At 38.3% G+C, this 13079-nt stretch carries 11 protein-coding genes; 8 read left to right on the top strand and 3 right to left on the bottom strand.

All coding sequences use genetic code 11. The features are described 5' to 3' along the window. Positions 1-77 precede the first annotated feature (77 nt). The 8 genes from H4K35_RS02585 (at position 78) to H4K35_RS02550 (ending at position 10933) form a co-directional block, all read left to right on the top strand. Positions 78-779, top strand: a complete 702-nt coding sequence (locus H4K35_RS02585) for a response regulator transcription factor (RefSeq protein WP_182625830.1) — start codon at positions 78-80, stop codon at positions 777-779. Beyond that, a complete protein-coding gene (locus tag H4K35_RS02580; protein WP_182625829.1) occupies positions 769-2127 on the top strand; it encodes a HAMP domain-containing sensor histidine kinase in 1359 nt (452 codons plus the stop codon). The genes H4K35_RS02585 and H4K35_RS02580 overlap by 11 nt, the downstream gene beginning before the upstream one ends. Before the next feature lie 221 nt (positions 2128-2348). Continuing rightward, on the top strand, positions 2349-3044 hold the full coding sequence (locus tag H4K35_RS02575; RefSeq protein WP_182625828.1) for an MgtC/SapB family protein: 696 nt from the start codon (positions 2349-2351) through the stop codon (positions 3042-3044). 19 nt (positions 3045-3063) lie between these two features. Then, complete coding sequence (gene mgtE, locus H4K35_RS02570; protein ID WP_182625827.1) at positions 3064-4461, top strand: magnesium transporter; 1398 nt, start codon at positions 3064-3066, stop codon at positions 4459-4461. 201 nt (positions 4462-4662) lie between these two features. Next, complete coding sequence (locus tag H4K35_RS02565) at positions 4663-5778, top strand: efflux RND transporter periplasmic adaptor subunit (RefSeq protein WP_182625826.1); 1116 nt, start codon at positions 4663-4665, stop codon at positions 5776-5778. A gap of 22 nt (positions 5779-5800) precedes the next feature. After that, positions 5801-8914 (top strand): efflux RND transporter permease subunit, encoded by a 3114-nt coding sequence (locus tag H4K35_RS02560; RefSeq protein ID WP_182625825.1) that lies wholly within the window; start codon positions 5801-5803, stop codon positions 8912-8914. A 43-nt stretch (positions 8915-8957) separates the two neighbouring features. Further along, positions 8958-10220, top strand: coding sequence for a TolC family protein (locus tag H4K35_RS02555; RefSeq protein ID WP_255492341.1), 1263 nt, complete (start codon positions 8958-8960; stop codon positions 10218-10220). A gap of 11 nt (positions 10221-10231) precedes the next feature. After that, positions 10232-10933, top strand: coding sequence for an outer membrane beta-barrel protein (locus H4K35_RS02550; protein ID WP_182625823.1), 702 nt, complete (start codon positions 10232-10234; stop codon positions 10931-10933). 94 nt (positions 10934-11027) lie between these two features. On the opposite strand, the gene H4K35_RS02545 is transcribed toward H4K35_RS02550, so the two are convergent. From H4K35_RS02545 to H4K35_RS02535, 3 genes are all read right to left on the bottom strand, one after another. Continuing rightward, complete coding sequence (locus H4K35_RS02545) at positions 11028-11513, bottom strand: hypothetical protein (protein WP_182625822.1); 486 nt, start codon at positions 11511-11513, stop codon at positions 11028-11030. Between the two features lie 63 nt (positions 11514-11576). After that, positions 11577-12263, bottom strand: coding sequence for an HAD family hydrolase (locus H4K35_RS02540; RefSeq protein ID WP_182625821.1), 687 nt, complete (start codon positions 12261-12263; stop codon positions 11577-11579). Between the two features lie 91 nt (positions 12264-12354). Then, complete coding sequence (locus tag H4K35_RS02535) at positions 12355-12915, bottom strand: Crp/Fnr family transcriptional regulator (protein ID WP_182625820.1); 561 nt, start codon at positions 12913-12915, stop codon at positions 12355-12357. Between the last annotated feature and the right edge of the window lie 164 nt (positions 12916-13079).

Genomic DNA, 13079 nt, shown 5'->3' with positions numbered 1-13079 from the left:
GGAAGTAGAGGTTGTTTTACAGGATAAATAACCTCTGTTTTTCCAAAAAAGACTTATCTTGCTCAAGATTAATTAAAATGGATAATCTTTTGAGTCAAATATTAGTAATAGAAGACGATATTCGCGTTGCTGAATTGCTTCAACGGAGCTTACAAGATCAAAACTTTACAGTAGATGTTGCCTATGATGGGTATATGGGAAAGAAATTAGCCCTACAGAAAAAGTACCAATTAATTATTACGGATGTGATTCTGCCCAAGATTAATGGGATTGATTTGTGTAAAGAACTCAAACAAACCTTGCCTAATACCCCTATTATTATGCTGACCGCTTTGGGAACGACAGATGATAAAGTAGAAGGATTTGATGCAGGCGCAGATGATTATTTAGTTAAACCCTTTGAATTAAGAGAACTCTATGTTCGTATTCGAGCACTACTCAAACGCTTTGAACATGCAAAAGAAACCAATAGCGCTACCTTAAAATATGCCGATTTAGAAATTGATTTGAATCAAAAGAAGTTTAAACGCGCGGGACAAGAGATACACCTTACTCCGAAAGAATTTAATCTGATACAGTATATGATGGAAAATCCAGAACGCGTCTTATCACGGGCAGAGATTTCTGAAAAGGTTTGGGATACGCATTTCGACACAGGAACGAATTTTATTGATGTGTATATCAATTATTTGAGAAAGAAAATAGAGTTAGATGTCCATAACAAGCTGATCCATACCAAATCAGGAATGGGCTTCATATTGAAGAATAATGAGAATTAAAACGAGACTTACCCTGCTGTTTACCTTGCTGGTTGCCTCTATTTTATTGGTGTTTGCTAGTGTGATCTATTGGTCCTCTTCCAAAAGTAGAGAAGTTGAATTTTATGAAGAATTAGAAAAAGAAGCCATTACCAAGGCTAAGTTGTTTTTGGAGGCTCAAGTTAAACCGACAACCTTACACAAAATTTACCTCAATAACAGTGAAATTATCAACGAAGTAGAAGTAGCGGTTTACGATTATGGATTTAATTTGCTGTATCACGATGCAGTAGAAATTGACCGAGTAAAGGAAACAAAAGAAATGATTCAGTCCATTATTGCCAAGGGAAGTTTACACTATACACAAGAAGATTGGCAAGTGATTGGAGTTACCTATACCTTTGCTGATCAAGACTATGTGATCACAGCAACAGCTTACGATGAATATGGTTATAATAAGCTGCAAAATCTCTTTGTAACCATTGTCGTATTAGTGGTGATTTCGCTGCTAGTCATCTATTCTGTAGGACTGTTTTTTGCTGATAAAGTGCTGTTACCCATTACCAAAATGAACAATGAGGTAAATAAAATTACGGCTACTAATTTAGATTTGCGTATTAGTACAGAAAAAAATAAAGATGAACTTGGAGCTTTAGCGGATACCTTTAATGAAATGCTCAATCGTCTAGAAAACTCTTTCGATTCGCAAAAACAATTTGTTTCCAATATATCCCATGAGTTGAGAACGCCTTTGGCGGCTATTATTGCAGAATTGGAATTGGCCCTAAGTAAAGAACAAGACCAAGCTTACTATATTCAAACCCTTGAAAATGCACTCAACGATTCCCAAAAAATTGTGCGTTTATCTAATAGCCTGTTGGATTTTGCCAAAGCGAGTTATGATCCAACGGAAATTGTATTTAAATCTATTCGCGTAGATGAGGTGATTATTGATGCGTGTCAGAAATTGCAAAAAATGGATGCCTCGTATAAATTCAATTTCGTAGTTGATGAATCCGTAACCAATGAGGAAATGATGATTGTCAATGCCAATCCGTATTTATTGGAGGTAGCTTTAGTCAATCTCTTGGAAAATGCTTGTAAATTTTCGGAAAATAAAGCCTGTACAATTCAAATTTCTTACCGTGATTATCGATTGGTTATTGAGGTGATCGACAAGGGAATTGGAATTGCAGAAGAAGATTTGGATTCTATTTTTATCCCTTTCTATCGCGGAAAAAATCAAACTTATAAGGAAGGGAATGGTATTGGACTTCCATTGACCAATAAGATTATTAACCTGCATAAAGGTTCACTACAGGTCGTATCTAAAGTAGGAGAAGGAACGACGTTTACCATTCGATTATAATAAAAGCGCTTGCAATTTTGCAAGCGTTTTTTTTTCTAATAGAATTCTAATTTTTTTCTAAAGACTTTCTAATAGCCTCCAGTGCTTGTAACCTCTACTTTTGTCCCATCAAAAAAAATAAATGATGGACACAGAATCCTTTTTAACTAAAGAATGTTAATCCTCCTGCTAATTGTTTATAACGAAGAAGTATTCAGAATGTAGGAGAAAAAAATGAAGTTATGGCAATTACAGTATTTATTTCAAGATTATTACTTGCTTTTATTTTAGGAGCATTAATTGGCGCTGAGCGTCAAGTAAGACAAAAAAGTGCAGGGTTGAGAACCAATACCTTGGTGTGTATTGGAGCAGCAGGATTTGTATTGATGTCTTACCAAATAGGCGGAACTGCTGTAGGACGTGTAGCTTCTTATGTTGTAAGTGGAATTGGTTTCCTAGGAGCGGGAGTGATTATGAAGGATGGATTTAGCATCCGTGGGTTGAATACCGCAGCGACTATTTGGTGCTCAGCTTCAGTTGGCTCTATGTGTGGAGTAGGGTTGTGGAAAGAGGCCCTTGTAATGACGATATTAATTGTTTCTGCTCACTTGCTGTTGCGTCCAATAGGTAGTTTAATGAATAAAATGTCTTTCGAGACAGAAAGTGATTCAGCAGAAGTGTTTTATGAGATCATTGTAGGATGTAAAGAACAAGTAGAAAATGATATACGTGTTATGGTGCTCAAACACCTCAAAGCGCAAAAAGAATTGCAAATGCGTTCGTTAAAAAGCTCGGATAATGGAAATCCCGCTTTTTCATACCTCAAGTTTGAGGTGTACTGCATCGGACGTAAAGACGATATTTTAGAACAAATTACACAAAAAGTTTCTTTGGAATTTGGCGTGTCAGAAGTTTCTTGGGAATTAATTACCTATTAATCTTTAAAAGTGGAATGTCATGAGAACAATGAAGTATGAACGCAGTAATTTGCATAAAATAGCAGCAGATTTTCAAGGTTTAGATCAAATGATTAAAATGCTTCCTGTATTAAAGAAGATGCCTATTATCGATGTGAGTGAGGCGTTGTCTTTGATGGATACCAAAGAATTATTTGTCATTTTGAGGGAATTTCCATTGGAACATCAAGCTGAAATATTTGCGGCCTTTCCTTTGGTAAAACAACTTTCCATTTTTCAGCAGTTGAGTATGAAGCGCTTTGCTCGATTATTTGAGCAAATGCCCTCAGAAGATCGCGCTGATTTATTCCAGATTTTAACCCAACAAGAACAAATTGATCTGTTGCCTTTTTTGACTAAACAAGTCCGAGAAAATGTATTGGCTTTGAGTTCCTATCCTGAAGATACTGCAGGGGGAATCATGAGCACCGATTTTGCTACTGTATCGAAAGATATGACCTGTTTTGAAGCCATTCACAAAGTAAGACAAGATGCACCGTCTAAAAAGACAATTTACTATATCTATGTGGTGAATGAAGACCAAACGCTATTGGGATTTATCACCTTGAAAGATTTAATTATTGCCGAACCTCATCAATTGGTTGAAGAAGAATTACACCGCGATTTTGTTTTTGGTTATGTCGATGAAGATAGCGAAGTAGTGGCGGCCAAGATTGACAAGTACGAATTAGTGGCACTGCCCATTCTCAATCGAAAAAAACAAGTGGTCGGTATTGTTACCCATGATGATGCACTGGATATTATTCAGGCGGAACACACGGAAGATATGCAAAAGTTTATGGGGGTGATGGGAAGCAGTGAAGATGCAGATTATGCAGAAACTTCTATTGTAGAACACTTTAAAAAACGCGTTTTTTGGCTGGTAACCTTAGCCATTGTAGGGTTAGTTTCGGGTTTAATCATTCACAATTTTGAAGGAGCCCTGGCTCAAATGGTTATTCTCGCCTTGTATATGCCAATGGTGGCAGATTCAGGAGGTAATGCAGGTAGTCAATCCGCAACGGTTGTCGTACGTGCTTTGGCTTTGGGACAAATAACGGTGAAGTCGTGGATGAGTGTGTTGTGGAAAGAAATGAGAATTGCGCTTTTATTGGCCCTGTGTTTAGGTTTACTCGCTTTTGGCAAAGTCGTTTTTCTTAGTTGGGAAACGGAAACTCCAGCAACATTTACGCTGTGGGCAATTGGTGGTGTAATCGCAGTAGCCTTGTTTTTACAAGTTATTTTTTCTACTGTCATTGGAGCTGCTTTACCCTTACTCGTTAAAAAAATGGGAGCTGATCCTGCAGTTGTAGCAAGCCCCGCAATTCGAACGATCGTTAATATTATTGGCTTATTACTCTACTTTGGATTAGCTGCTTATATGTTCGATTTGCATTAGTAAAACAAAGGCGTTTCAAACGCTATAAAAATAAACAAAATGAAAAAATGGCGTTTCCGCTGTGATTTAACCCCCTATGGATAAGGGATAATTATTTTAATTGTTAAATAAACGTAATGTTTTATTTTTATATTTAAAAATATGGGGTAAAATTTCGTAAATTAAGAGAATATTAGAACGTAAAAATTTAAAACAATCATAATGGCAAAAAAAGTACAAATAGCAGGAGTTTTGAGCTTGAGTATCTTATTGAGTTTTTGCTCTGAAAAGAAGGAACAAACCAGTGATGTTACACAATACCAAGTGAATAATCAAGTGATTTCCTTAACAGAAAATTCAAATCTGAAAAGCAGAATTAAAGTTGCGGAAGTCGCAGAAGAAGACTTCACGTTTGATCTAGTAACTGCGGGTTTAGTAAAAGCCATACCAAACCATTATGCGGAAATCGCTTCTCCCTTCTCCGGAAGAATTGTCAAATCATTTATCAAATTGGGGCAAAAAGTAGGTATAAATCAACCTTTATTTGAGGTTTCTTCCCCTGATTATTTCGAAGCACAAAAAGATTACTTTGATTCTAAACAAGAATATAAACAAGCGTCTTTAAACCTAAAAAGACAAGCGGATTTGTTGGAAAATGGCGTTGGAGTTCGCCAAGAGTATGAGGAAGCAGAAACTGAAAATTCGATAGCTAAAGCGGCATTTGACAATGCAACAGCAGCAATCAAGATATACAATGTACAACCGGGATCTTTGGCTTTAGGACAACCGCTTATTGTTCGTTCACCCATTGAAGGGGAGATTTTAGAAAACAATATTGTACTAGGGCAATACATCAATGACGATGCAGATCCCGTAGTAAAAATTGCAGCATTAAACAAAATATGGATTGTGGGGAAAGTGAAAGAAAAAGATATCCAACACTTAACCAAATTGAATAAAGTGCAAATTGAATTGGCAGCTTATCCCGATCAACCGATTGTGGGAACGATCTATCATGTAAATGAAATTGTAGATGAAGAAACGAGAAGTATAGATGTTTTAATCGAGGCAGACAATAACAACCGCATTTTAAAGCCAGGTATGTATGTGAATGTGCGTTTTATCGACCAACCTGAAAAAGTAATCCTCGTGCCTTCACGTGCTGTTTTACAAGGAGAAGACGATTCTTTTGTCTTTGTGGAGGTAGCGCCAAATGAATACACCCGTAAAAATGTTGTCATTGGAGGGGTTTCTGGCAATCAAACTGTTATTTTATCCGGTTTAGAAAAAGGAGATAAAGTAGTGAGTGAAGGAGGTATTTATTTACCACAACTGTAGTAATCCAATAAAACAGCAAAAAATGAAAAAATCAATAATAGATACAGCTATACACAAAAGATGGCTTGTTGCTGCTTTGTTTGGCTTACTGTGTATTTTTGGGTATTATTCATGGAAACAACTTTCTATTGAAGCCTATCCAGATATTGCAGATACAACCTCTCAAGTAGTTACGCAAGTACCAGGTTTAGCAGCAGAAGAAATAGAATTGCAAATTACCATTCCGATTGAGCGTGCGCTAAACGGAATGCCAGGTATGCACGTGATGCGTAGTAATAGTACCTTCGGACTTTCGATGATTACCATCGTTTTTGAAGATGGAGTAGACGATTACTTTGCCCGTCAACGTATCCAAGAACGACTCAATGGCGTGGAATTGCCCTATGATGCCATTCCCGAATTAGACCCGTTAACCTCGCCAATCGGAGAAGTATACCGCTATATTATCGAAGGAGATGGCTATAGTTTACGCGAGCTAACGGATATTCAGAACTTTATTATTATTCCTAAACTGAATCAAGTTTCAGGTGTAGCTGAGGTAACCAATTTTGGAGGAATCACCACACAATTTCAAATTGAATTAGATCCACATAAATTAGAACAATACGACCTTTCACTAAGTGATGTTACAGAAACCATTGAAGAAAATAACGTTAATTCAGGAGGGAGTGTACTTACCCGTGGAGATTTGGGCTATGTGGTACGTGGAATTGGATTGGTAAAGGATTTAGAAGATTTAGGCAAAATCGTCGTAAAAGCCGAAAATGGAATTCCTATTTTCTTAAAAGATTTAGGTCGATTAAAATATGGAAATGTAGAGCGCAAAGGTATTTTAGGCTATTCGGATAAAGAGCGCAATTACTCTGACAGTATTGAGGGAATTGTACTCTTGTTAAAAGGGGAGAATCCTTCTATTGTACTAGAAAAAATTCATCAATATGTCGATGAATTAAATAATGAACTATTGCCAGAAGGGGTGAAGATTCATACCTTCCTAGACCGTACAGAATTAGTAGACACGACGTTACATACCGTATCGACGACTTTAATTGAAGGGATTAGTTTAGTTATCATCGTATTGATTGTTTTCTTAGGTAGTTGGAGAGGGGCGTTATTGGTAGCAATTACCATTCCTGTATCCCTGTTATTTGCCTTTATTTTGATGCATTTTACAGATATTCCTGCCAACTTATTATCATTAGGAGCCATTGATTTTGGTATTATTGTCGATGGAGCCATTGTAATGATGGAATCCATTCTCAAGAAACGGGAAGACAATCCGGAGGAGGAACTCAAGGAAAAATCCATTGCCCAACGAACCAAAGAAGTGGCAAAACCAGTATTTTTCGCTACGATTATTATTATCACAGCCTATTTACCGCTATTTGCTTTTGAGCGCGTTGAGAAGAAACTGTTTACCCCAATGGCTTTTACCGTTGGCTTTGCTTTACTCGGTGCGCTTTTGGTAGCCTTGTTCTTAATCCCAGGATTAGCCTATGCTGTGTATAAAAAACCACGCAAAATATACCACAACAAATGGTTGGAAAAACTAACGGGCTTGTATCATAATCGCATTGAGAAGATTATGAAAAAGCCAAAACAAGTCTTCTTCCCTATTTTGGTTGTATTGGCAATTACCATTGGATTGACTGCTAAGGTTGGAAAAGATTTCTTACCGCCTTTGGATGAAGGATCCATTTGGTTACAAGTAACGTTGCCACCGGGAATTTCGTTGGAGAAATCCAAAGAAATGAGTGATACGTTGAGAGCGCGTACCATGAAATATGAGGAAGTAACTTACGTTATGGTTCAAGCAGGGAGAAATGACGATGGAACGGATCCTTTCACTCCTTCTCATTTCGAGTGTTCAATCGGAATTAAACCGTATAAAGAATGGCCAAGAGGCAAAACGAAAAACGATTTAATCGAAGAGTTAGCAGCAGAATATGAGTCTTTACCTGGATTTACGGTTGGTTTTGCTCAACCAATGATCGATGGAGTAATGGATAAAATTTCAGGGGCGCACAGTGAGCTAGTAGTCAAAGTATATGGAGAGGATTTTCACGAAACTAGACGCATCGCCAGTGAGGTGTTAGGTACATTGAAAACAGTAGATGGAGCAGTAGATTTAGCCATTGACCAAGAGCCACCTTTACCGCAATTGCAAATCCATGCGAATCGAGATAAAATTGCACAATATGGATTAAATGTTGCCGATGTAGCTGAGCTCATTGAAGTAGCGATCGGAGGAAAGGCCATTTCGCAAATCTTTATTGGAAATAAAGTCTATGATATCAGCGCACGTTATACAGAAGAAAGTAGAAATACTCCAGAAAAGATTGCCAATTTGATGTTGACGTCAAGTACAGGAGCAAAAATACCGCTATCTCAAGTGGCCGATGTCAAGACAAGTACAGGTGAAAGTACGATTACACGTGAGATGAATAGACGTCATTTGACTGTAAAATTGAATGTGCGTAATCGCGATTTGGGGTCTTTATTGAAAGAAGCACAGCAAAAAATTGAGGAAAACATCACCTATGATCACAACAAGTTCCACATTGAGTGGGGAGGACAGTTTGAAAACCAGCACCGTGCATACAATCGTTTAGCGATCATCGTGCCGTTGACCTTGTGTTTGATGTTTGTCTTACTCTATGGTGCTTTTGGACAATTTAGACAGGCAGGGTTGTTGATGGTTGTTGTACCTCTAGCCCTTTTTGGAGGAATGCTAGCCTTGAACATTAGAGGCATGTCTTTGAATGTATCCTCTGCGGTTGGTTTTATTGCACTATTTGGTGTAGCCATTCAAAATGGGGTGATTATGATTTCTCATATCAACGATTTGCGAAAACGAGGACACGTGTTGCTAGAAGCCGTGTTGCTTGGAGCAGAACAGCGATTCAGACCCGTATTAATGACGGCAACAGTAGCTATTTTGGGCTTGTTTCCAGCCTCTATGGCAACGGGAATCGGTTCAGATGTGCAACGACCTCTAGCGACAGTGATCGTTTATGGTCTATTGTTCGCCACGATTTTAACGCTTTTCGTATTGCCTGCTTTGTACTATCTCGTAGAGCGCAAATGGGGAAAAGACAGTGACTTTGTCAAAGTAGAAGAAACAGAAGAAAACTAACATGGAGATGAATATGTTTAAAAAATATATCAGTATAAGTGTTATGTCTATAATGTGTAGCGGTGTTTTGTATGCTCAAGATGGGCATACAGAGCAAGCTACAAATAAACAGACGCTAACGTATAAGGAGTTTTTATCTAAGATGATAGAAAACAACCTGAGCTATGCAGCAGAAAAATACAACATCAGTATTGCAGAGGCGGAAGTACAAGCGGCTAAAGCCTTTCCCGATCCAGAGTTGAGTTTCGGTTGGGCTGATAACCAACAGAAACGCATGCAGCTGGGCTATGGGTTTGAAGCTGAATTGTCCTGGGATCTCGAACTTGGTGGTAAGCGAAAAGCGAGAAAAAACCTTGCACGCGATCAGAAAGTATTGGCCGAGCTAGAACTACAAGAATTCTTCCACACCTTGCGTGCAGCATCGACCATTGCCTTTTTAGAAGCCATGCAAAATAAAATGTTGTACGATATTCAAAAAGATTCGTATGAATCCATGTTGCAAGTGGCCAAGTCGGATAGTATTCGCTATTCGCTAGGGCAAATCAGTAAGGTTGATGCCATTCAAAGTAAATTGGAGGCAAAGTCGATGCTGAATGATTTACACGATGCGGATGACACTTGGGAAAATAGCTTGATGGAAGTGCGCAACATTATCAGTGCTTCACGTCAAGATAGTGTTTACTTACCAACGGGTGATTTTAGTCAGTTTGTGCGCTTGTTTGCCTTGGAAGATTTAATTGTAACCGCACAAAATAATCGTGCTGATTATTTGGTTGCCCAACAAAATAAAGTGGTAGCAGGGAGGCAAGTGGCTTTAGCTCGTGCCGAACGTGTGATTGATTTAGGATTAAATCTAGGTGTTGAAAACAATTCCTTTGTAAAAAATGCCGTTGCACCAACCCCAGGGAATACTGTGGTAAAAGCAGGAGTGTCCATCCCTTTAAAGTTTTCGAACCGCCGAGATGCTGGTCTGAAAACTGCCTTGTATGAGGAAAGACAAGCAGAGTTGGAATACGATATCATCGAGTTAGAATTAGAAAAAGAAATTAACCAAGCGTATCGCAATTATTTGACCAAGCAAAAGCAAATTTACCGTTTTGAAAACGGGATGTTAGAGGAAGCAAAACAAGTGTTTGAAGGAATTAAATACAGCTACCAACGCGGGGCAAGTAGTTTATTGGAAGTGTTGGACGCCCAACGCACTTATAATGAGATCCAACAAGCTTATGCTGAAACCCTATTTGGTTATGCAGAAGCATTGGTGGAGTTAGAGAAAGCAGTTGGAATCTGGGATATTGATTTTTAAGGAGAAGTAGTATGAAACACATTATATTCAGTTTACTAGTATTAACTGGGCTTTCGGTGAAAGCACAGGACTTGAATGAAGATCTAAAAGGAAAAACTTCTTTTAGTGTTAAAGCAGGATGGTTACAGTCTACGCTCAAAGGAGATGACGTAAAAGACTTAGCAGTCGATGGAACTATTGACCAACGCAATTCCTTTTTTGTAGGAGTAAGTGTTGACAATAGCATTGGAACTTATTTTGGTTTGAAACACGAATTGTATTACCAAAATTACGGAGCGGATTTCAAGCGTGAATTGGAGGATCATACGTTTGATGCCACCCTTGAAATGCACAGCTTGCGTTTAAACCCTATCAGTCCTACTTTTAAAATTGGAGGTCTACAAGTATATGCAGGACCTTATATTAATATGCTGTTGTACTCCTCTATTACAGCCGTAGATGAAAATGGAAAAACCTATAAAGATCACGGCATTTTTGGATCGACAGAAGACGATCAAGAGGATAGTAAATACTTGCAAAAAATGGATTATGGCTTGACTGCAGGGATTGAGTACCAATTTAAATTTGGTTTACTAATAGGGGCGCAATACACCCGTGGATTTGCTTCTATTTTTGACAATTCGAATACGTTTGGCGTAGAAGAAAATACTGGAGCAAATGACTTCAAAATATACAACCAAAATATTGGTGTTTATGTAGGCTACCGTTTTTAGGTAGAAAAAATGCAAAGAAAAAGAAAGAAAAAAGGAAACCACAGCGGTTTCCTTTTTTTGTATAGTATTAATCGATGTCCAACCGGTTGATGCCTTAGTCAACAGCAGTATAAGTACCTTGTAAAGAACCACCCCCTGAGCAGTAGAATGACAATACCCCTCGGTCGCTTTCGTTTACTGTGTCAATGGTTAATTGTCCTTCGCCAAGCGAAAAGTTTACCTGACTGTTTTGTAACACTGCCTGGTAGGTGTTGTCTGCTACCTTAGTTGCCACTGTTTCTAGCGAACAAGTTGGTTTTTTGATGTCCTCACGTGAGCTAACGACAATTGTTACTTGATCAGGTGAAGTGCTTTTTAGGTTTACTTTTACCCAGTCAGAACCTGCTTCTCTTGTTGCATAGCCTTCCGACGCAAACGTTAGGTCAATCAGCTTTGTATCGGCTGTTGTTTCTGTCGTTTCTTGAGTATTTTCCACTGCTGTAGGCGTTTCAGTAGAATTTTCTTTGACTTGTTCTTTACAGCTTGTTAGCACTAAACCCGAAGTTAGGAGCAAGGCTAAAGTAAACAAACGTGTTTTCATAGGTTTTTTATTTAATGTTTATGTTTTAGGTGTGAATAAAGGTACGATTTCATCCAAGAAAACCTAAAGGAAGGCTTTAATTTCCGATAGTTTTTTTATAGACTTAAAATTTGGATGAACCACAGCATGGTCGATGTGCTCGTGTAGCCAAGTGGTGTGAAAAGGCACGTGAACGGCGTGACCGCCTAAAGCTAATACAGGTAATACATCGGAACGAAGCGAATTGCCAATCATGATAAATTCTTCCGCTTGTATGTCAAGTCGCTTGAGCAATTTTTCATAATCGACTTCTTCCTTATCTGTCATGACTTCAATGTGATGGAAGTAGGGGCCTAAACCCGATTTGTGTAGCTTGCGGTGTTGGTCTTTCAAGTCGCCTTTTGTGGCTACAACCAAGCGGTAATCAGCTTGAAGTCCTTGAAGAATTTCCTCTACATCATCTAGTAACTCCACGGGTTTGGTCAGGAGTTCCTTTCCTATCTTGACAATTTTATCAATAATCTTAATGTTTAGTGTTCCTTTGGAAATAATTTCCGCCGCCTCAATCATCGATAGGGTAAACCCTTTAATGCCGTAGCCATAAAGAGGTAAATTATCTACTTGTGTTTTAAAGAGAATCTGTGAAATGCTTTGGTGAGTTAAATAGTCTTCCAATAGAATACAAAACTGTTGTTCTGCTTCTCTAAAAAAAGGTTCGTTAACCCAAAGCGTATCGTCTGCATCAAATGCAACAACTTTAATTTTATTCATAGTGTGTTGTAATAATCACCCTAAAGATAAGTAAAGATCAGGCGAACACCTTAGCGATAAGATAATTTTAGCAATTATGCAATCCACAAGGTTAAACATCTTTGCGTATTCGACTTAGACTCACTTGGGTAATGCCTAAGTAAGAGGCGATGTATTTTAAGGGAACGCGTTGAATTATGGTTGGAAAATTGGTAATTAGTTCTTTGTATCGCTCTGTTGCAGAGAGTAAATCTCGCGATATAATGCGTTTTTCAACGCGCATCAGTTCTTTTTCTGCCAATTTTCGCCCAAAGTTAGCAATGTGAATATCGGTAAGGTAATACTGGCTTAATTCGTTGAAGTTCACTTGATATAGTTCACAGTCAACCAGGAGCTCAATGCTTTCATAACTCTTTCTGTTTTCAACGTAGTTATTCATCGAGAGAATGGTGCTACCTTCTTCCCCAAACCAAAAGGTAATCTCGCCTTCTTCATGTGTGGAGAAGGCGCGTACAACGCCTTGCTTGATAAAGTAGATATTGTGTTCGATGCGATCTGCTTCAAGTAAGATATGCCCTTTAGGCAGGTGCAACTCACTACACAAGTGCTTTAAAGCAGTGAGTGAGGGTTCAGGTAGCGGGTAGATTGCCGTTAGAATTTGTTCGATATCCATACTGTGCCAAATGAAAAGGACCAAGTCCTAGTATACAAAGATACGGTATTCTGCTAAAAAAGGGTGCTCTAGTCAATCAAACAACGGAAGCTTTACTATTTCTATAAAAGGAATAATTATGCATATTTAATGTTGAGGTAATATGAAATTAGTGCAAATAGACT

Source organism: Myroides sp. NP-2, assembly GCF_014145665.1.
Classification (GTDB): domain Bacteria; phylum Bacteroidota; class Bacteroidia; order Flavobacteriales; family Flavobacteriaceae; genus Flavobacterium.
The sequence above is the reverse complement of the archived record's forward strand: the minus strand, read 5'-3'. Positions and strand labels throughout refer to the sequence as shown.